The following is a 19,256-nucleotide window of genomic DNA, read 5'->3' on the forward strand; positions in this document are numbered from 1 at the left end:
CACGACAAGTCTGCTTATTAGGGGAGGTTCTTATGTATGTACCTAACCTACTGTAAACGTAGGGATATCTTAACAGACCATTTCTACATAATGTTCTTAGCTTTTTGGGCAGATTAATCTGTAGCTCTTACTAAAAAGGAGGAATCCAAATGATGAAAAAAGGTACAACAATTATTGCTTCCGTGCTTCTGGTGGCCGCGATGGCTGGCCCTGCTGCTGCTGATGGTCAAATGTCCAAAGGAATGGATACCAACACTAATGGATCACGTGTCCGGTCTTATCAGGACACCAACTACATGGATCGCACAAACACTAATTCCAACATGAATATGAACATGGATGGAAACTACCGCAACAATGGTGACTATCGTACCAACAGTGTTCGTGCTAACGCCACAACAACCAACCGTGACAACGGCATGGATTGGGGCTGGCTTGGTTTGCTAGGGCTGCTTGGATTAGCGGGCATGCGTAAAAGAGTGACGGATCACAACGAACGTTAAATTGTAATCACGTCACTATACAATAGCTGCTATGTCTTAGAAGCAGCTCATCCACAGAGATAAACAGAAGAGCCAAGACCCCTTCACTATTGAAATAGGGAGGTCTTGGCTCTTTTTTTAAACAAACCTGTACTGTTTCTTACATAAAATATTATATAAAATAACTGCTAATTCTTACGTTAATAAAAATGAAAGAGCCTCTGCATCTGCAAAGGCTCTTTCATTATATCCTGTAAGCGGGTGATGGGAATCGAACCCACGCTATTAGCTTGGAAGGCTAAAGTTCTACCATTGAACTACACCCGCATAAACAAAAATCGGGATGACACGATTTGAACATGCGACCCCCTGGTCCCAAACCAGGTGCTCTACCAAGCTGAGCTACATCCCGATACTAAAAAAATAATGGCGCGCCCTGAGAGATTCGAACTCCCGGCCTTTTGATTCGTAGTCAAACGCTCTATCCAGCTGAGCTAAGGGCGCAAAATATTGGAGCGGAAGACGGGAATCGAACCCGCGACCCTCGCCTTGGCAAGGCGATGCTCTACCGCTGAGCCACTTCCGCAAATAAAGGATGCGCGTGGAGGGACTTGAACCCCCACGTCAAAGACGCTAGATCCTAAGTCTAGTGCGTCTGCCAATTCCGCCACACGCGCATATGATGGTGAGTCATGAAGGGCTCGAACCTTCGACACCCTGATTAAAAGTCAGGTGCTCTACCAACTGAGCTAATGACTCATACTAAAATGGCTGGGGATATAGGATTTGAACCTATGCATGACGGAGTCAAAGTCCGTTGCCTTACCGCTTGGCTAATCCCCAATAAAAAATATGGTGGAGGCTGAGGGGATCGAACCCCCGACCCTCTGCTTGTAAGGCAGATGCTCTCCCAGCTGAGCTAAGCCTCCAACTATATGACCCGTAGGGGATTCGAACCCCTGTTACCTCCGTGAAAGGGAGGTGTCTTAACCCCTTGACCAACGGGCCCCATTTCCAAAGCTCTCAACCGGGATCGAACCGGTGACCTCATCCTTACCATGGATGCACTCTACCTACTGAGCTATGAGAGCGAATGGCTCCCCGAACAGGGCTCGAACCTGTGACAACTCGATTAACAGTCGAGTGCTCTACCAACTGAGCTATCAGGGAATAATATGCATTTGCAGGGCAAATGCAATTCATCGTACAACGTCCACATGCAGAGCCTGTTTTCTATGTATGATGAAAGAGTTCGCTTGGCGGCGTCCTACTCTCCCAGGACCCTGCGGTCCAAGTACCATCGGCGCTAGAGGGCTTAACGGTCGTGTTCGGGATGGGTACGTGTGGAACCCCTCCGCCATCGCCACCAAACGCGATTTGTCGAAGCATAGCTTCTTGAAATCAGATATGGAACTGAAAATCATACACACGTTCTGTGATGTACCAATTTTCATTTCAGAGATCATTCTCTGAAAACTAGATTCGAAACGAAACATGCGAATTACAACTTGCTATTGGATAAGCCCTCGACCGATTAGTACTGGTCAGCTCCATGCATTGCTGCACTTCCACCCCCAGCCTATCTACCTCGTCGTCTTCAAGGGGTCTTACATACTGGGAAATCTCATCTTGAGGGGGGCTTCACGCTTAGATGCTTTCAGCGTTTATCCCGTCCGTACATAGCTACCCAGCGGTGCTCCTGGCGGAACAACTGGTACACCAGCGGTACGTCCATCCCGGTCCTCTCGTACTAAGGACAGCTCCTCTCAAATTTCCTACGCCCACGACAGATAGGGACCGAACTGTCTCACGACGTTCTGAACCCAGCTCGCGTACCGCTTTAATGGGCGAACAGCCCAACCCTTGGGACCTACTTCAGCCCCAGGATGCGATGAGCCGACATCGAGGTGCCAAACCTCCCCGTCGATGTGGACTCTTGGGGGAGATAAGCCTGTTATCCCCAGGGTAGCTTTTATCCGTTGAGCGATGGCCCTTCCATGCGGTACCACCGGATCACTAAGCCCGACTTTCGTCCCTGCTCGACTTGTAGGTCTCGCAGTCAAGCTCCCTTATGCCTTTGCACTCTTCGAATGATTTCCAACCATTCTGAGGGAACCTTTGGGCGCCTCCGTTACTCTTTAGGAGGCGACCGCCCCAGTCAAACTGCCCACCTGACACTGTCCCCGCACCGGATTACGGTACCAGGTTAGAACCTAGATACGATCAGGGTGGTATCCCAACGTTGCCTCCACACAAGCTGGCGCTCATGCTTCAAAGGCTCCCACCTATCCTGTACAGATCGTACCCAAATTCAATATCAAGCTGCAGTAAAGCTCCATGGGGTCTTTCCGTCTTGTCGCGGGTAACCTGCATCTTCACAGGTATTAAAATTTCACCGGATCTCTCGTTGAGACAGCGCCCAAGTCGTTACGCCATTCGTGCGGGTCAGAATTTACCTGACAAGGAATTTCGCTACCTTAGGACCGTTATAGTTACGGCCGCCGTTTACTGGGGCTTCGGTTCACAGCTTCGGGATTACTCCCTAACCACTCCCCTTAACCTTCCAGCACCGGGCAGGCGTCAGCCCGTATACTTCGCCTTACGGCTTCGCACAGACCTGTGTTTTTGCTAAACAGTCGCTTGGGCCTTTTCACTGCGGCCCCCTCGTGCTATTCACACTACCGGGGCACCCCTTCTCCCGAAGTTACGGGGTCATTTTGCCGAGTTCCTTAACGAGAGTTCTTCCGCGCGCCTTAGAATACTCTTCTCGCCTACCTGTGTCGGTTTGCGGTACGGGCACCATCACCTGGCTAGAGGCTTTTCTTGGCAGTGTGAGATCATGACCTTCGCTACTATAATTTTCGCTCCCCATCACAGCTCAGCCTTACAATGTGCGGATTTGCCTACACATCAGCCTTACTGCTTAGACGGACATCCATCAGTCCGCGTCACTACCCTACTGCGTCCCCCCATTGCTCATAACGGCTTACGGTGGTACAGGAATTTCGACCTGTTGTCCTTCGACTACGCCTTTCGGCCTCGCCTTAGGTCCCGACTTACCCTGAGCGGACGAGCCTTCCTCAGGAACCCTTAGGCTTTCGGCGGATCAGATTCTCACTGATCTTTTCGTTACTCATACCGGCATTCTCACTTGTATAATGTCCAGCGCTCCTTACGGTACACCTTCAACCCTTATACAACGCTCCCCTACCCCTGATGCAAAGCATCAAGCCATAGCTTCGGTGGTGTGTTTAGCCCCGTTACATTTTCGGCGCAGAGTCACTCGACCAGTGAGCTATTACGCACTCTTTCAATGGTGGCTGCTTCTAAGCCAACATCCTGGTTGTCTGTGCAACTCCACATCCTTTCCCACTTAACACACACTTGGGGACCTTAGCTGATGGTCTGGGCTGTTTCCCTTTTGACAATGGATCTTAGCACTCACTGTCTGACTCCCGGAAGTAAGTCTATGGCATTCGGAGTTTGACTGAGCTTGGTAACCCTTGCGGGCCCCGCACCCAATCAGTGCTCTACCTCCACGACTCTGTTTTCCGAGGCTAGCCCTAAAGCTATTTCGGGGAGAACCAGCTATCTCCGAGTTCGATTGGAATTTCTCCGCTACCCCCACCTCATCCCCGCATTTTTCAACATGCGTGGGTTCGGGCCTCCAGTGCGTGTTACCGCACCTTCACCCTGGACAGGGGTAGATCACCCGGTTTCGGGTCTACGTCCACGTACTATGTCGCCCTATTCAGACTCGCTTTCGCTGCGGCTCCGGCTCTTCACCTTAACCTTGCACGGGAACGTAACTCGCCGGTTCATTCTACAAAAGGCACGCCATCACCCCTAAAACGGGCTCTGACTTTTTGTAAGCACACGGTTTCAGGTTCTATTTCACTCCCCTTCCGGGGTGCTTTTCACCTTTCCCTCACGGTACTGCTTCACTATCGGTCGCTAGGAAGTATTTAGCCTTGGCAGATGGTCCTGCCGGATTCATACGGGGTTTCACGTGCCCCGCACTACTCGGGATCCGTCTCGGAGGGAACAGACTTTCAACTACAGGGCTTTTACCTTCTTTGGCGGGCCTTTCCAGACCTCTTCGCTTAACCGGTTCCTTTGTAACTCCATGTGAGACGTCCCACAACCCCAAAGAGCAAGCTCTCTGGTTTGGGCTTCTCCGCGTTCGCTCGCCGCTACTGACGGAATCACTATTGTTTTCTCTTCCTCAGGGTACTTAGATGTTTCAGTTCCCCTGGTATGCCTCTACACAACCTATGTATTCAGTTGTGAGTAACTGGAAATTACCCCAGCTGGGTTTCCCCATTCGGACACCCCCGGATCAAAGCTTGCTTACAGCTCCCCGAGGCAGTTTCGTTGTTCGCCACGTCCTTCATCGGCTCCTAGCGCCTAGGCATCCTCCGTGTGCTCTTAGTAGCTTAACCATTGCGCTTGTGTTCGAGCTGTCGCTTCCCTTGTTTTGGACTACGTCCAAAGCCAAAAGTCACTCCATTTCGATCACTCGCTCCAGCAATCTACCTTATAAACACTTCACTTGTTTACACAAGATCAGCTTAAAGGAATGTTCTAATTCGCGTTTGTTTCGTTTCGATATCTAGTTTTCAAAGAACAAACTTGTAATCATTTTTGGTGGAGCCAAGCGGGATCGAACCGCTGACCTCCTGCTTGCAAGGCAGGCGCTCTCCCAGCTGAGCTATGGCCCCATATAAAGTTTAAAGGTATAGATGGTGGGCCCTGGTGGACTCGAACCACCGGCCTCACCCTTATCAGAGGTGCGCTCTAACCAACTGAGCTAAGGGCCCACATTATATATACTATTTGAACCCAAAATGGGTTACGCTTGGCGGCGTTCTACTCTCCCAGGACCCTGCGGTCCAAGTACCATTGACGCTGAAGGGCTTAACGGTCGTGTTCGGGATGGGAACGTGTGGAACCCCTTCGCTATCGCCACCAAACGTTTGAGAGTTTGAGCTCTCAAAACTGAGCAACGAGTGAGTTGCTTGTGCTCTTCATTTCATCCACACCGAAGTGATGGACCAAAATGAATCGCTGTCGCAGGTTCTAAGAACCTGCTTATTTGAATGTTTCCGTTGCAGGAAACGATTCTCCATAGAAAGGAGGTGATCCAGCCGCACCTTCCGATACGGCTACCTTGTTACGACTTCACCCCAATCATCTATCCCACCTTCGGCGGCTGGCTCCTTGCGGTTACCCCACCGACTTCGGGTGTTATAAACTCTCGTGGTGTGACGGGCGGTGTGTACAAGACCCGGGAACGTATTCACCGCGGCATGCTGATCCGCGATTACTAGCAATTCCGACTTCATGCAGGCGAGTTGCAGCCTGCAATCCGAACTGAGACCGGCTTTGTTGGGATTGGCTCCATCTCGCGATTTCGCAGCCCGTTGTACCGGCCATTGTAGTACGTGTGTAGCCCAGGTCATAAGGGGCATGATGATTTGACGTCATCCCCACCTTCCTCCGGTTTGTCACCGGCAGTCTATCTAGAGTGCCCACCCGAAGTGCTGGCAACTAAATATAAGGGTTGCGCTCGTTGCGGGACTTAACCCAACATCTCACGACACGAGCTGACGACAACCATGCACCACCTGTCTCCTCTGTCCCGAAGGAAAGGTACATCTCTGTACCGGTCAGAGGGATGTCAAGACCTGGTAAGGTTCTTCGCGTTGCTTCGAATTAAACCACATACTCCACTGCTTGTGCGGGTCCCCGTCAATTCCTTTGAGTTTCAGTCTTGCGACCGTACTCCCCAGGCGGAGTGCTTAATGTGTTAACTTCGGCACCAAGGGTATCGAAACCCCTAACACCTAGCACTCATCGTTTACGGCGTGGACTACCAGGGTATCTAATCCTGTTTGCTCCCCACGCTTTCGCGCCTCAGCGTCAGTTACAGCCCAGAGAGTCGCCTTCGCCACTGGTGTTCCTCCACATATCTACGCATTTCACCGCTACACGTGGAATTCCACTCTCCTCTTCTGCACTCAAGTCACCCAGTTTCCAGTGCGATCCGGGGTTGAGCCCCGGGATTAAACACCAGACTTAAATGACCGCCTGCGCGCGCTTTACGCCCAATAATTCCGGACAACGCTTGCCCCCTACGTATTACCGCGGCTGCTGGCACGTAGTTAGCCGGGGCTTTCTTCTCAGGTACCGTCACCTTGAGAGCAGTTACTCTCCCAAGCGTTCTTCCCTGGCAACAGAGCTTTACGATCCGAAAACCTTCATCACTCACGCGGCATTGCTCCGTCAGGCTTTCGCCCATTGCGGAAGATTCCCTACTGCTGCCTCCCGTAGGAGTCTGGGCCGTGTCTCAGTCCCAGTGTGGCCGATCACCCTCTCAGGTCGGCTACGCATCGTCGCCTTGGTGAGCCGTTACCTCACCAACTAGCTAATGCGCCGCAGGCCCATCCCCAAGTGACAGATTGCTCCGTCTTTCCAGTTCTCTTCAGGCGAAGAAAACAATTATTCGGTATTAGCTACCGTTTCCGGTAGTTGTCCCAAACTTGAGGGCAGGTTGCCTACGTGTTACTCACCCGTCCGCCGCTAACCATCAGAGAAGCAAGCTTCTCTTCAAGTCCGCTCGACTTGCATGTATTAGGCATGCCGCCAGCGTTCGTCCTGAGCCAGGATCAAACTCTCCAATAAAGTATTGAAAAGAGCGATAAGCTCATTTTGAATCTGACGAGATTAAAAATCTCATTTGTGCTCCAGTCGATTCAAGCCAAGGCTTGTCTCAACTTTCGCGTTCATTCTGCAAGCAGAATGTTTACTCACTCGTTGTTCAGTTTTCAAAGATCAAACATTCAATTTAGTGCTGTTTTTCATGTTGTCGTCGTTTCAGCGGCGACTTTTATAATATATCATGTTGAAGTTCTCTTTGCAAGCATTATTTTTTCGATTATTTTCAATCGCATTATTTTCATGCTCGTTTCGGTGAACCGCTCCTAAAAAAGGAACGAAAATTAATTTACCATATGAAATTAGAAAGGTCAACCCTTTTTCGACAAAAAGTATGATCCCCTTAACAATTTCACATTCGCATGGTTCAGAGGTACAGCACCCGCTATTAAGAGCCGCACCTCACTTCCACTACTGTAAAACGAATATATGACCAGCTTCAGCATTATGGCTTCGACTTTTTCAGCTTCCCACCTCTTGCATACTTGGACAACTCTTTGGGCGGGGCAAAGCGTGCATACATGCGGAACACAGTCTTATATCGGCTCGCGATAGCATATTTGATCTCTTGGTCAAGACGATTATCACTCAGATCGAACAGCATTTCATCTAATTCTTTACGCAGCACATAGTCTAGTTCCTTGCATTCCTTCTCGTTAAACAACATACCCAGCATTAGAGTTCTCCTTTTTGTGCATAGCCTCTTTATCACACTTACACAAGTTTCATGCAACACCCCGTTCATTCGCTTTTGTGAGTGCTGCTGGAACCCGTTTTATTGTTATGGTCAACTTTCTGAAAATTTATGAATGCCAACCAGCACAAAATTTTATCCTCTCACCAGAGTATACGTAAGTGTGCTTTCGATGATGGCTGCAACAAGAAGCAAGATGACAACCCAGAAGGATGCCGTTAACGTCCTATTCATGAATGCTCTCCACCGGGTACCCATCGTATTTCTCTTATCACTTCCAAGTTGCCCAAGGCTTTTGATAACCAGACCACCAAACTTCAGTCCGAAGGCGCAAGCAATAATAATGACCGGAATCTCAATAATGCCATGCGGAAGTAAACCTTTAACCACAATGTCATAGAAGCTTGCTCCATAATTCATCGTGGTGTGCACAACAAATCCAAGGACCATCCCATTGATCAGCAGGAAGATGACAGGCAGAATTCCGAAGAATATACCGGCATAGATGACAAGTACACTTTTGATAGCATTATTGAAAAAGATAAACAGGAAGAAGTTCCACTGCACATTCCCCCCCTGTTCCAGCCGTTCACTGACTTCACGTAATCCTCCGATTTGGTTCAATAACAGTTCTTCCAGTGGCCCTGTACTCACCCATCCCGCCCCTATTCCTGCGGCAAACAAAACTATGGACCAGATTAATGCACTGCGAATGGCACCAAGATCTCTAAGAAATGTACTGAATTTTAACATAATAACCTCCTGTAGAATCTAAAATGATGGACAAACAAGGTTCCGTTACGAATAACTGGGCAGTACGAGCATACATTGGAGAGTAAACAAGCATTTCTTATGGGAGAGGGGCGCTTATTGAAATGAACTCGTTCTATGTATTTAGCGGCAAAAAGATTAAACGGTACCTGATTGTCCTCGTTGCTGCAATCTTTGCGATCGGTATTATCTATCTGGAGAGAGGCAATGTCTCCGTATTCTCGGAGGAAGCACCATCAGCCGTCTACAGCGTTCCAACCGAGAAGAAGGTAATCGCACTTACCTTTGACATTAGCTGGGGGGATAAACGGACAGAGCCGATTCTGAAAGTTCTTCAGGAGAATAAAGTGCAGAAGGCAACCTTTTTCCTTTCCTCCCCCTGGAGCAAGACACACCCCGAAATTGTTACTGCCATCAAAGAGGCAGGATATGAAATTGGTAGCCATGGTCATAGACATGAGAACTACAGCAGCCTGAGTGAGGAAGAAATTCGCAAAGAAATTTCGACAGCTCATAGCATTTTAACCGATTTAACGGGAAAAGAACCGAAATTACTACGTCTGCCCAACGGGGACTTTGACAAGCGAGTGCTTCAGGTAGCCAATAGTCTGAATTATCAGGTTGTGCAGTGGGATACCGACTCCTTGGATTGGAAAAACCCTGGTGTACAGACCATTGTTGATCGCGTGGTAAGCAAGGCCCATCCAGGGGACATCGTACTGCTGCATGCAAGCGATTCTTCCAAACAAACGCATGAAGCACTCCCTGTCATTATCGACAAATTGAAAAACCAGGGCTATGAATTCGTAACCGTGTCTGAGTTGCTTAACCATTCCAGTGTGGAAGGTAAGGAAGTTCGTGATCAAGCCAGCGGTCAATAATTGGTAGATTGCTTGGGCTACAGCTCAAATACGAGTGTAAAAGTTGAAAAGAGCTAACCAGGTTAGCTCTTTTTGGTATGTTTTTTATACAAAATGAATTCTATGCTCGGCTTTCTTTCAACTGTTCTGCCTTTCCACTTACATTCCGGTTCGTAGATACATCCACCAGCCTGTGCAATATCAGCATTTGGTATGCATTACATAGGAGCAAGGGAACCACAATAAATATGGTTGCCGCATTCACATCAATACGTAATACGCCGATCGTCTCCACTATGGTGACGGCAATCATGAAAAAGAGTGTAGGTACAAGCGCGGAGATATGAGTCAGCTTTACTTTAACGTAAGCGGTAACAATTGCAGCTGCCAAAATAATGATTCCCAACACAATATCCGATATACGCTCCCGGTCTCCCCCAACAAACAAACGTAAAAACATCACGTCAAGCAGGGCTAACACCGTCAGTACAATCTGCACGATCTGCCAACCGCGCTTTGGAAATACACCTTTACCCATATAATTCAATATCAGATATGCAAAGAAACCCATTTGTGAATACACGCTGATCATAACCCCTGATCCAAATAGGATCAAAAGATACAGAAGAAAATCATTTAATCCATTTGTTTTCTCCCCGTTCACCAGCATCATAATCAATCCTGTACCCAATGCTCCCGCGGCCCCAATAAGCAAGGCTGTCCAAAACAGGAAAAACCATCTACGTAAATTCAAAAGTTTTCCACCCCCGAGTGTTTATTTTACCAACCTTCTCAGCAAAAAACCATCATTGCTCAACATATTTCCCCCTTTCCCATCACATACTACATCCAGTATCTAATCAAGGAGGGATTGTACACATGAAACGGCCTTTGTGGCAGCTATGCTGTGTCGTACTGGGGCTATCCGTCATGCTTGCCGGCTGCGGTTCAGATCAGAGTTCTTCGCCTCCTCAGGGCAGTTATAAAGAGATGAAAACAATGGTTGTAGATATTTTGAAAAGTGACGAAGGCAAGAAAGCGGTGGAGGAAGCTCTTACAGGTCAAAGCTCATCCAGCGGAAGCAGCGGTTCTGAAGAAGGTGGCGGTTCGGGTGGTGCTTCGGGATCCATTGGTATGAAAATGTTAATGCCTGTGCAATCTTCGGAACAAATACGTATTGCAGTAAAAGATACCATCACAGCTCCCGAATATAAGAAGGAATTCGAAAAGATCATGACTGATCCGCAGTTTGCGGGTGAATTTGCCAAAGCGATCAACGCACAAAGTAAACAACTTCATATGCAATTGATTAAAGATCCCACATATCAAAAGTCTGTTGAAGACATCATGAAGTCACCTGAGGTATCCAAGATGTTCATGGATTTGACGAAGACTCCGGATTATCGCAAACAGACGATGACTGTCATGCAGGAAGTGATGCAAAATCCGTTGTTCCGCATGGAAGTACTCACTTTGCTCAAGAAGGTAGTGCAGGACGAATTGCAACCCAAAGTAGAAAGTGGCGGACAAAAAGGGCAAGAGCAAGGTGGACAGCAAGACGGTCAGGGCGAAGGTGGTGGTGGTGGTGATGGCGGAGATGGTGGAAGCAGTGGAGATTCGGGCGGCGGATCATAAACAGTAGGTGTTAATACGCACCAAAGATACTGAAAAGCCTGCATCCAAATGGACGCAGGCTTTTATTGTATTTATAACACTCATACCATTAGAATTTGGATTCAATGGACCGGGCAACTTCATCGTAGATAGCCCCTATACGGGAATCTGCTTTGTAAACCGAAGGTGAGAAATCAGGCTCGGAAGGATGATTATCCGGCGTGCCTAATGGAATCTGGGCAAGCAGGCTTGTATGCAGACTTTCCGCAAGTCTCCCCCCGCCACCACGACCAAAGACATAATCTTTCTCTCCGCAACTGCCACACTCATAATAAGCCATATTCTCAACAACACCGAGCAACTCATGATCGGTCTGAATGGCCATCGCACCCGCTCGGGCTGCGACAAAAGCTGCCGTTGCATGCGGCGTGGTAACGATGATTTCCTTACTCTGTGGCAACATCTGATGCACATCCAAAGCAACATCTCCCGTACCTGGTGGCAAATCCAGTAATACATAATCCAATTCGCCCCACTGGACATCCGTAAAGAATTGACGCAGCATCCGACCTAGCATGGGTCCACGCCAGATTACCGGGTTGTTCTCCCGAATAAAGAAGCCCATCGACATGACTTTGACGCCAAAACGTTCAACTGGTTGAATAACACCATCTTCAACGACCGGATATTCTTCAATCCCCATCATGTCGGGTACACTGAAGCCATAGATATCCGCATCAATTAAGCCTACTTTTTTACCTTGACGTGCCAAGGCTACAGCGAGATTAACGGTTACCGTTGATTTACCAACGCCACCTTTACCACTGGCCACAGCAATAAAACGAACACCTGATTCAGGACTTAACAGCTCATGTCCATCCAGACCCGCTGCGTGACCTTTTACGAGCACTTCGTCCCGATCTGGCTCATTATCGGGTTGTCCCATATTCAGGCTCTCACGATCATGCTCAGAAGCTGCACGTACACGAATATGTACATCCTTCATTCCGTGCTGGGACAACAGATTACGCGCTGCATCACTCAAGGCTGTTGTATCCTCAGGTCGATTTTCCAGTGTCACTATGGTCAGAGCCACATGATTTTCTTTCACCATAATATCTCGAACCCATTCCAGTTCGGTCAGACTTACTCCCAATTGCGGTTCTTGTAATGGCTGTAATAGTTCAAGTATCTGTTCTTTTGATAACATCAGACAGCACCTCAGCTTTATCTATTGGCATGTAATTAGGTATGCTGATCCAATTATATCATTACCTTTCTTGTTCTGACTAACTTTTAGGCCGTTCTCCTGAGGAATATCTGAGAATTCCATTATAGATTGAAGCAGCTACCTTGCGCTGATAAGCTTCGTCGGCAAGCATACGTGCCTCTTCCGGATGAGAAAGGAAACCCACTTCTACCAGCGCTGAAGGGATCTTCAGAGCCTGTAACAGATAAACCGTATTCACCGTTTTGGCGATTCGATCTGTATTCTCCAGATTACGAACCATCTCTTGTTGAAGCAGATTAGCCAAACCTTCGTTATCCGGATGGTTAGTTGTATAGAAAACCTGAGCTCCACTCCATCGGTTGGAAGGGACACTGTTCATGTGAATGCTAATAAAGAGATCTGCTTGCTTATCCTCTATCCGCCGTACTCTTTGTTTCAGATCTTCCGTCTTGCGTTTGGAGTACCCCTTGGTGTCCGATTCCGCCAAATCAGTGTCTATTTCTCGTGTCATCACCACTAAGGCCCCTGCCTGTTGCAAATAATCTCTCACATACAGGGCGATAGACAGGTTGATATCTTTTTCAATAACCCCCTGTTTACTTACCGCTCCTCCATCTGGACCTCCGTGTCCTGCATCAATGGCAATGACTTTACCCGCCATCGGCAAACTCCAATAACCTGAAGTCTTAGCGGACGGCAGTTCATAGGACATTACCGCCACTAACATGGCCAGCAGACAGAGACTCAGCATGACCCTTTTGATTGTTTTTAGCCTAACCCAGACTACAAAGTGTTTCCCCATATTTTTACGCATAAAAAAACCACCTCGTCCCTATAAATGACTCTAATCATCTATATGGGACAAGATGGACAAATATACCGCTAGGACCGGACTTGCTCCGCCATTCCTTCAATCAGCACCTCAGCTACTTCAGGACGTGTAAATTCAGGTGGAGGGCACTGGCCGTCACGGAGCAACCCGCGTACTTTGGTGCCGGAAAGCGCCATATGATGTTCTTTATCATGTGGGCAAGTTTTGCTGGATGCCATGTTTCCACATTTAGTACAGAAGAAACTATGTTCGAAGAACAACGGAGTGATCCCCAGTTCCTCTGCTGTAAAGTTAGTAAAGATCTCCTGTGCTTCATATGTTCCATAATAATCACCAACACCCGCATGGTCACGACCAACAATAAAGTGGGTACACCCATAATTTTTACGAACCATCGCATGAAAAATAGCTTCACGTGGACCGGCATACCGCATGGCTGCGGGGAACACACCAAGAAACGCACGATCAGCCGGGTAATAGTTCTCCAGTAATACCAGATAACTCTTCATCCGAACATCTGCGGGAACATCGTCCGACTTCGTCTCTCCAACAAGTGGATTCAGGAAGAGTGCGTCTACAATCTCCATAGCGCTCTTCTGGATGTACTCATGTGCCCGATGGACCGGATTACGTGTCTGAAAACCAACTACCGTCTTCCAACCCTTCTCCTGAAAAATCTTCCGGGTATCTGCAGGATCATAATAAAATTCTTCGAATTTCGCAGGTTTTGGACGGTTCAACACTTGGATTGGACCTCCTACGTATGTTGCAGGACGCTCCAACAGTTTTTTAACACCCGGGTGCTCGGGATCATCTGTTTTGAATACACGCCGGGCTTCTTCACCCTGATCCACCTGGTATATACTTTGGACTTCGAGCAGTCCATAAGTGACTCCATCTTGATCACCAACAAGTTTCACACGTTCACCAATTTGGAGGGATGCGGCTTGTTTATCGTCAACAGCAAGTGTGATTGGTATACTCCAGACTGTTCCATCCGCGAGACGCATGCGAGACACCACCGAAAGGTAATCTTCCTCATTCAAGAAACCTTCAAGTGGTGAGAACGCACCTACACCAATTAGATCCAAATCTGATATCGTCCAGGTATTAATAAGCAAAGTAGATAAGTTTTTACTGTCTTGCAGCAATTGCTCCCGTTCTTCTCCTTGTACGATACGCTGAACCAACGTACCTCCATGAGGCAGAATCGATGTCATCTTGTCAGCTCCTTGTATATCTATTATTTATGAAGGCCACATTCCGTTTTATCATTACCAGACCAGCGTCCGGCACGTGGGTCCTCTCCAGGCATAACTTGACGTGTGCAATGCTCACAACCAATACTTGGGTAGTTCTGATCATGAAGAGGGTTATATACAACGTTATTGTCACGAATATATTGCCATACATCCTCCGTCGTCCAGTGCGCAATTGGATTAAACTTCATCAGACCGAATTTAGAATCATATTCAACCTTTTTCGAGTTGGCACGAGTTGGTGCTTGATCTCTACGAATACCTGTAATCCATGCATCATACTGAGAAAGAATACGTGTTAACGGTTCGACTTTGCGAATGTTACAGCACCCGTTGGGATCAGACTTCCACAACTCTTCACCGTGTTGTGCTGCCTGTTCTTCCGGAGTAATCTTAGGTGACACGCGTACAAATTCAAGATTGTAGTTCTCCTGCATCTTATCACGTGTTTCGTATGTTTCTTTAAAGTGAAAATCTGTATCCAGATAAAAAATATCCGTGGATGGGCTGATCTTCTGCAACATATCTACAAGTACAACATCTTCTGCACCAAAGCTGCATGCAAAAGTGATATTTGGGAATGTTTCAATAGCATACCGAATAATATCCTCTGGACTCGCGTGTTCCAGTTCCTCTGCCTTCGTCCGTGCCAAATCTTCTTTCTCCAACAAGTTCATCTGTGAATTTCCCCCATTCTGCATTTCAATACACCTTAAAGCCGACTAATCTAATATGAATTATGTTTAGTATAAATCTTTCATTGCGGATGTCAATGCCTGCCATATGGTAAAATAAATCATTTTTTGATCATTTTTTATCGTCGCACTTACACAATATTTTGGTTCAATTTATCCATTCCTCTGTTAATGAGATAAAAACAATGATGTTGGCCCAGGTCATTAGGATGGTGAAAAAACATCTCTTAGCCTTGGAAACCTTTGCTGTTACTGTGTTTGGACAGCAAAGAACAGCATCAAAAAATCACTGGGCGACTGAAGATGAAGGAAGAAAAGCTAAAGTTTTAAGAGGAGCAGCATTGCGACTTTTAGCGGTTGATATGTAAGGGACTTTTATCGTTTCCATAAGAAATACTGATGAGACTTACAGTAAAGAATAAAGTGCAAAAACAGTAAGCCGAGTACATTCAAGAAATCCCGCGTGAGTTCGAAGCGATGATTTTATAGGAGCTGTTATAGAATGTGTGGTGAGCGATGGGTATGAGCATATTCAAAGATCTAAACGATCAGAGGGTTTCAGTATGATGTAGATGTATTAACGTACATATTATAGGACTGTATTGAGGGAAATTAAGAGAACATTGAAATGGCATTGAAGGAAATAAGCAAGCATGGGGAGAGACATCAGAGCTACCACACAAACTAATATAATATATGGCGTAATAGTCATGAATATATAAAAAAGCCTTTGACCGAGGCCAAAGGCTTTTAATATTAACGTTTGGAGAACTGAGGTGCGCGACGAGCCGCTTTAAGACCGTATTTTTTACGCTCTTTCATACGTGGGTCACGAGTCAGGAATCCTGCTTTTTTCAGGGATGCACGGTATTCCGGATCTGCTTTGAGCAAAGCGCGGGAGATACCATGACGGATTGCACCGGCTTGACCGGAGATTCCGCCACCATGAGCAATAACAAGAACGTCATAGTTGTTGAGCGTTTCTGTCAAGTTCAGTGGTTGTTTTACGATCAGTTTGAGTGTTTCCAAACCGAAGTATTCATTAATATCACGTTTATTGATGACAATGCGTCCTTCACCCGGTACAAGGCGAACACGTGCTACCGAATGTTTACGACGACCTGTCCCATAGTATTGTACTTGTGCCATGAAACTGTCCTCCTTTTAATTAACCGCGAAGTTCGTAAACTTCTGGTTTTTGTGCTGCATGTGGATGCTCAGTGCCTCTGTACGCTTTAAGTCTCAACTTCATTTTCTCGCCCATGCGAGTTTTAGGAAGCATACCGCGAACAGCCAATTCCAACATACGCTCAGGTTTGTTTTTAACCATCTCTTCAGCTGTAGTTACTTTCAAACCACCTGGGTGCATTGAGTGACGGTAGTATTTTTTACCTTGCATTTTCTTACCAGTCAATACGATTTTCTCAGCATTGATGATAACAACGAAATCGCCAGTGTCCACATGTGGAGTGAATTGTGGCTTGTGTTTGCCGCGAATCAAAGCTGCTGCTTCGCTCGCCAAACGTCCGAGGGTTTTGCCTTCAGCATCAATGATGTGCCATTGGCGCTCAACTTCGTTAGGCTTCGCCATGTACGTAGTACGCATGAAAAGTTCCTCCTTAAAATGTTCAAAATCATCATTTTCATTTATCTTCGTTCGTTAAGTTATAACTTTAGGTGTTGATGGATTGTAAATTTGATGTGAACCTCTTAATTGGGGCTGTGGGAAAGCCATTAAGAAAACACAACTTTTATATTACATGATAGGCGATTAAATCGCAAGTGTTAATTAAGCTTTTCACTCACCAAATTTAATCTTTTTTGTATTCAAGATCCCAGAGCATTAAACCGCAGCTAACTGCAGTAGGTCCTGCAGCAGATCGATTACATGCAGCAATCATATTTGGTACATCAGAGGCTTTCCGTTTGCCCTCTCCGATCTCCAGCAGTGTCCCTACAATGATACGAACCATATGCTGCAAGAAGCCGTTACCACTCACATAAATGTGAATGACACCCTGATCGCGCGGATGGTCTCTGCACATTGATCGGTCCACTTCCATCCATGCTTCATACACCGAACGGACATGATTCTCTTTCTGAGACTTGCGTGAAGCAAAAGAGGTGAAATCATACGTCCCTATGAAATGTCGTAAGCCCTCCTGCATTGCCATAATATCAAGCTTCGCATGATGATGATATTGCAGTCTTCTGTTGAATACATCCGGAAATTGATTCGCATTGACTGTATAACGATACGTTTTCTTTTTCGCTGCATAGCGAGAATGAAAATCAGCCGAAACTTCAATCGCATCAATAACAACAATATCGGAGGGTAATCTGGAGTTGAGTGCAATACACCAACGTTCAATCGGGATCTGGGACTCCGTAGGAAAATTGAAGATTTGTCTGCGGGCGTGAACACCTGCATCTGTTCGGCCTGAACCTGTAATTTTAACCTTCTCACCGGTTAAAGCACGAATCGCATCTTCAAGATGATCCTGAATGGTATTCCCACCCGGCTGTACTTGGAAGCCGAAATAGGCAGTGCCATCATAAGTTAATGTCATACATAAGTTCCGCATTATTACCACACCTTTGTTCCATACTATACATATCCCTATCCCGAACAGCAAAAGAAGCCCCTTACGGAGCTTCTATTACAGCACGAATTCCGAAATGAAGAGAAAAAAAGGGTTAATCCAGAATCGTTGATTCTGTCCCCTTTCCTCATCTCATCTGTTTTACGCGCGGTCTACCAGTTCCAAGTAAACCATTGGCGCTGCGTCACCACGACGAGGTCCCAGTTTCAAGATACGAGTGTATCCACCTGGACGCTCAGCGTAACGACCGGACAATTCGCTAAACAGTTTTTGGATTGCATCTTGCTCACCATCGATAGTTTCGCGGCGAACATAAGCTGCCACTTGGCGACGGGCATGAAGATCTCCCTTTTTCGCTTTAGTGATCAGTTTTTCAGCAATAGAGCGAACCTCTTTTGCTTTCGCTTCAGTTGTCTGAATGCGTTCGTATAAGAACAGGTCGGTTACCAGGTCACGGAACAAAGCTTTACGTGCGCTGGAATTACGGCCCAACTTTTGGTATGCCATTGTTTTCCCTCCTTCACTTCAAGCACTCGGCTGTCTATTCTTCTGTACGTAGTCCCAAACCAAGTTCCTCAAGCTTCTCTTGAACTTCTTCCAAAGACTTGCGTCCGAGGTTGCGGACTTTCATCATGTCTTCTTCCGTTTTCGTAGTCAGCTCTTGCACGGTATTAATACCAGCACGTTTGAGGCAGTTGTAGGAACGAACAGAGAGATCCAGCTCTTCGATCGTCATTTCGAGTACTTTTTCTTTTTTGTCTTCTTCTTTTTCGACCATGATCTCTGCATCTTTCGCTTCGTCTGTAAGACCCACGAAGAGCATCAAATGCTCAGTCAAAATTTTAGCGCCGAGGCTTACAGCCTCTTCAGGACGAATACTTCCATCAGTCCAAACTTCCAACGTGAGCTTGTCATAGTTGGTCACTTGACCGACACGCGTATTTTCCACAGCGTAGTTAACGCGACTGATCGGGGTGAAGATGGAATCGACTGGGATGACGCCGATCGGCTGGTCATCGCGTTTATTCCGATCTGCCTGGACGTAGCCGCGACCGCGATTGGCAAAAATACGCATGTGAAGTCTCGAACCTGGTCCGAGCGTAGCAATGTGCAAATCCGGATTAAGGATTTCAACATCGGAGTCAGCACGGATATCTCCAGCCGTAATTGCTCCTTCGCCTTCAGCATCAATCTCGAGCACTTTCTCCTCGTCTGAATGAATCTTAAGCGACAAAGCTTTCAGGTTAAGAATAACCTCCGTTACATCTTCCATTACGCCAGGAACTGTAGCAAATTCATGCAGAACGCCATCGATTTGAACCGAAGACACTGCCGCACCCGGCAGTGACGAGAGCAAGATTCGGCGAAGCGAGTTTCCAAGCGTCGTACCGTATCCGCGCTCAAGCGGTTCTACTACGAATTTCCCATAGGTGCCATCATCGTTGACGTCTACCGTCTCAATTTTCGGCTTTTCGATTTCAATCACTGCAATACCCCT

General features: G+C 47.0%; 16 protein-coding genes, 13 tRNA genes and 4 rRNA genes. 4 read left to right on the forward strand and 29 right to left on the reverse strand.

Annotated elements, in window-relative coordinates; all coding sequences use genetic code 11:
- Positions 1-149 precede the first annotated feature (149 nt).
- Complete coding sequence (locus tag F0220_RS26415; RefSeq protein ID WP_091019107.1) at positions 150-503, forward strand: WGxxGxxG family protein; 354 nt, start codon at positions 150-152, stop codon at positions 501-503.
- Positions 504-738: 235 nt separating this feature from the next.
- On the opposite strand, the gene F0220_RS26420 is transcribed toward F0220_RS26415, so the two are convergent.
- The 19 genes from F0220_RS26420 to F0220_RS26510 form a co-directional block, all read right to left on the reverse strand.
- Positions 739-809 (reverse strand) — tRNA-Gly (locus F0220_RS26420).
- An 11-nt stretch (positions 810-820) separates the two neighbouring features.
- Positions 821-894: transfer RNA gene (locus F0220_RS26425), tRNA-Pro, on the reverse strand.
- A 15-nt stretch (positions 895-909) separates the two neighbouring features.
- Positions 910-986, reverse strand: a tRNA-Arg gene (locus F0220_RS26430).
- A gap of 7 nt (positions 987-993) precedes the next feature.
- Positions 994-1,068, reverse strand: a tRNA-Gly gene (locus tag F0220_RS26435).
- 10 nt (positions 1,069-1,078) lie between these two features.
- Positions 1,079-1,159, reverse strand: a tRNA-Leu gene (locus tag F0220_RS26440).
- A gap of 6 nt (positions 1,160-1,165) precedes the next feature.
- Positions 1,166-1,241 (reverse strand) — tRNA-Lys (locus tag F0220_RS26445).
- 9 nt (positions 1,242-1,250) lie between these two features.
- Positions 1,251-1,325, reverse strand: a tRNA-Gln gene (locus F0220_RS26450).
- Positions 1,326-1,335: 10 nt separating this feature from the next.
- Positions 1,336-1,411, reverse strand: a tRNA-Val gene (locus F0220_RS26455).
- Between the two features lie 7 nt (positions 1,412-1,418).
- Positions 1,419-1,490 (reverse strand) — tRNA-Glu (locus F0220_RS26460).
- Positions 1,491-1,500: 10 nt separating this feature from the next.
- Positions 1,501-1,573 (reverse strand) — tRNA-Thr (locus F0220_RS26465).
- A gap of 3 nt (positions 1,574-1,576) precedes the next feature.
- A tRNA-Asn gene (locus F0220_RS26470) sits at positions 1,577-1,652 on the reverse strand.
- Positions 1,653-1,736: 84 nt separating this feature from the next.
- Positions 1,737-1,853: ribosomal RNA gene (rrf, locus tag F0220_RS26475) — 5S ribosomal RNA — on the reverse strand.
- A gap of 143 nt (positions 1,854-1,996) precedes the next feature.
- A 23S ribosomal RNA gene (locus F0220_RS26480) occupies positions 1,997-4,924 on the reverse strand.
- 203 nt (positions 4,925-5,127) lie between these two features.
- Positions 5,128-5,203: transfer RNA gene (locus F0220_RS26485), tRNA-Ala, on the reverse strand.
- Between the two features lie 22 nt (positions 5,204-5,225).
- Positions 5,226-5,302: transfer RNA gene (locus F0220_RS26490), tRNA-Ile, on the reverse strand.
- 36 nt (positions 5,303-5,338) lie between these two features.
- A 5S ribosomal RNA gene (rrf, locus tag F0220_RS26495) occupies positions 5,339-5,455 on the reverse strand.
- A 158-nt stretch (positions 5,456-5,613) separates the two neighbouring features.
- Positions 5,614-7,166, reverse strand: a 16S ribosomal RNA gene (locus F0220_RS26500).
- The 16S, 23S and 5S rRNA genes sit together here with 13 tRNA genes alongside, the layout of an rRNA operon.
- Positions 7,167-7,644: 478 nt before the next feature.
- A complete protein-coding gene (locus F0220_RS26505) occupies positions 7,645-7,875 on the reverse strand; it encodes a hypothetical protein (RefSeq protein ID WP_017692114.1) in 231 nt (76 codons plus the stop codon).
- Positions 7,876-8,028: 153 nt separating this feature from the next.
- Positions 8,029-8,646, reverse strand: a complete 618-nt coding sequence (locus tag F0220_RS26510; protein ID WP_105602461.1) for a stage II sporulation protein M — start codon at positions 8,644-8,646, stop codon at positions 8,029-8,031.
- Positions 8,647-8,768: 122 nt separating this feature from the next.
- On the opposite strand from F0220_RS26510, the gene pdaB reads away from it, so the two are divergent.
- A complete protein-coding gene (gene pdaB / locus F0220_RS26515; RefSeq protein WP_105602462.1) occupies positions 8,769-9,545 on the forward strand; it encodes a polysaccharide deacetylase family sporulation protein PdaB in 777 nt (258 codons plus the stop codon).
- A gap of 100 nt (positions 9,546-9,645) precedes the next feature.
- On the opposite strand, the gene F0220_RS26520 is transcribed toward pdaB, so the two are convergent.
- Entirely contained in the window at positions 9,646-10,278 is a 633-nt protein-coding gene (locus tag F0220_RS26520; protein ID WP_091020551.1) for a KinB-signaling pathway activation protein, read from the reverse strand.
- Between the two features lie 125 nt (positions 10,279-10,403).
- Here F0220_RS26520 and gerD point away from each other — a divergent pair, with 125 nt between their 5' ends.
- Positions 10,404-11,159 (forward strand): spore germination lipoprotein GerD, encoded by a 756-nt coding sequence (gene gerD / locus F0220_RS26525; protein ID WP_091020549.1) that lies wholly within the window; start codon positions 10,404-10,406, stop codon positions 11,157-11,159.
- A gap of 88 nt (positions 11,160-11,247) precedes the next feature.
- Here the strand turns inward: gerD and F0220_RS26530 are convergent, their stop codons facing one another.
- From F0220_RS26530 to F0220_RS26545, 4 genes are all read right to left on the reverse strand, one after another.
- Entirely contained in the window at positions 11,248-12,348 is a 1,101-nt protein-coding gene (locus tag F0220_RS26530; RefSeq protein ID WP_091020547.1) for an Mrp/NBP35 family ATP-binding protein, read from the reverse strand.
- A gap of 79 nt (positions 12,349-12,427) precedes the next feature.
- On the reverse strand, positions 12,428-13,183 hold the full coding sequence (gene cwlD, locus F0220_RS26535) for an N-acetylmuramoyl-L-alanine amidase CwlD (RefSeq protein WP_105602464.1): 756 nt from the start codon (positions 13,181-13,183) through the stop codon (positions 12,428-12,430).
- 68 nt (positions 13,184-13,251) lie between these two features.
- Positions 13,252-14,421 carry a sulfate adenylyltransferase gene (gene sat / locus F0220_RS26540; RefSeq protein WP_091020544.1) on the reverse strand — a complete coding sequence of 390 codons (1,170 nt, stop codon included), beginning with the start codon at positions 14,419-14,421 and terminating at the stop codon, positions 13,252-13,254.
- Positions 14,422-14,444: 23 nt separating this feature from the next.
- Complete coding sequence (locus F0220_RS26545; RefSeq protein WP_047841119.1) at positions 14,445-15,137, reverse strand: phosphoadenylyl-sulfate reductase; 693 nt, start codon at positions 15,135-15,137, stop codon at positions 14,445-14,447.
- Positions 15,138-15,364: 227 nt separating this feature from the next.
- Here F0220_RS26545 and F0220_RS26550 point away from each other — a divergent pair, with 227 nt between their 5' ends.
- The gene (locus F0220_RS26550) at positions 15,365-15,523 is read left to right on the forward strand and encodes a hypothetical protein (protein WP_181155621.1); all 159 of its coding nucleotides are present in this window, start codon (positions 15,365-15,367) and stop codon (positions 15,521-15,523) included.
- 388 nt (positions 15,524-15,911) lie between these two features.
- Here F0220_RS26550 and rpsI read toward each other — a convergent pair whose 3' ends face one another.
- The 5 genes from rpsI to F0220_RS26575 form a co-directional block, all read right to left on the reverse strand.
- Positions 15,912-16,304, reverse strand: a complete 393-nt coding sequence (gene rpsI, locus F0220_RS26555) for a 30S ribosomal protein S9 (RefSeq protein ID WP_017692105.1) — start codon at positions 16,302-16,304, stop codon at positions 15,912-15,914.
- 19 nt (positions 16,305-16,323) lie between these two features.
- Positions 16,324-16,761 (reverse strand): 50S ribosomal protein L13, encoded by a 438-nt coding sequence (gene rplM, locus F0220_RS26560; RefSeq protein ID WP_024633564.1) that lies wholly within the window; start codon positions 16,759-16,761, stop codon positions 16,324-16,326.
- A gap of 205 nt (positions 16,762-16,966) precedes the next feature.
- Entirely contained in the window at positions 16,967-17,740 is a 774-nt protein-coding gene (gene truA / locus F0220_RS26565) for a tRNA pseudouridine(38-40) synthase TruA (RefSeq protein ID WP_017692103.1), read from the reverse strand.
- 159 nt (positions 17,741-17,899) lie between these two features.
- The gene (gene rplQ, locus F0220_RS26570; protein WP_017692102.1) at positions 17,900-18,265 is read right to left on the reverse strand and encodes a 50S ribosomal protein L17; all 366 of its coding nucleotides are present in this window, start codon (positions 18,263-18,265) and stop codon (positions 17,900-17,902) included.
- 34 nt (positions 18,266-18,299) lie between these two features.
- Entirely contained in the window at positions 18,300-19,244 is a 945-nt protein-coding gene (locus F0220_RS26575; RefSeq protein WP_017692101.1) for a DNA-directed RNA polymerase subunit alpha, read from the reverse strand.
- Positions 19,245-19,256 lie beyond the last annotated feature (12 nt).

The sequence above is a fragment of the Paenibacillus sp. 37 genome (assembly GCF_008386395.1).
Taxonomy (GTDB): domain Bacteria; phylum Bacillota; class Bacilli; order Paenibacillales; family Paenibacillaceae; genus Paenibacillus; species Paenibacillus amylolyticus_B.

Coding starts and splice junctions, on each gene's coding strand:
- F0220_RS26415 (WP_091019107.1), top strand. CDS start 150: ATGATGAAAAAAGGTACAACAATTATTGCTTCCGTGCTTCTGGTGGCC.
- F0220_RS26505 (WP_017692114.1), bottom strand. CDS start 7,875: ATGCTGGGTATGTTGTTTAACGAGAAGGAATGCAAGGAACTAGACTAT.
- F0220_RS26510 (WP_105602461.1), bottom strand. CDS start 8,646: ATGTTAAAATTCAGTACATTTCTTAGAGATCTTGGTGCCATTCGCAGT.
- pdaB (WP_105602462.1), top strand. CDS start 8,769: ATGAACTCGTTCTATGTATTTAGCGGCAAAAAGATTAAACGGTACCTG.
- gerD (WP_091020549.1), top strand. CDS start 10,404: ATGAAACGGCCTTTGTGGCAGCTATGCTGTGTCGTACTGGGGCTATCC.
- F0220_RS26530 (WP_091020547.1), bottom strand. CDS start 12,348: ATGTTATCAAAAGAACAGATACTTGAACTATTACAGCCATTACAAGAA.
- cwlD (WP_105602464.1), bottom strand. CDS start 13,183: ATGCGTAAAAATATGGGGAAACACTTTGTAGTCTGGGTTAGGCTAAAA.
- sat (WP_091020544.1), bottom strand. CDS start 14,421: ATGACATCGATTCTGCCTCATGGAGGTACGTTGGTTCAGCGTATCGTA.
- F0220_RS26545 (WP_047841119.1), bottom strand. CDS start 15,137: ATGAACTTGTTGGAGAAAGAAGATTTGGCACGGACGAAGGCAGAGGAA.
- F0220_RS26550 (WP_181155621.1), top strand. CDS start 15,365: ATGGTGAAAAAACATCTCTTAGCCTTGGAAACCTTTGCTGTTACTGTG.
- rpsI (WP_017692105.1), bottom strand. CDS start 16,304: ATGGCACAAGTACAATACTATGGGACAGGTCGTCGTAAACATTCGGTA.
- rplM (WP_024633564.1), bottom strand. CDS start 16,761: ATGCGTACTACGTACATGGCGAAGCCTAACGAAGTTGAGCGCCAATGG.
- truA (WP_017692103.1), bottom strand. CDS start 17,740: ATGCGGAACTTATGTATGACATTAACTTATGATGGCACTGCCTATTTC.
- rplQ (WP_017692102.1), bottom strand. CDS start 18,265: ATGGCATACCAAAAGTTGGGCCGTAATTCCAGCGCACGTAAAGCTTTG.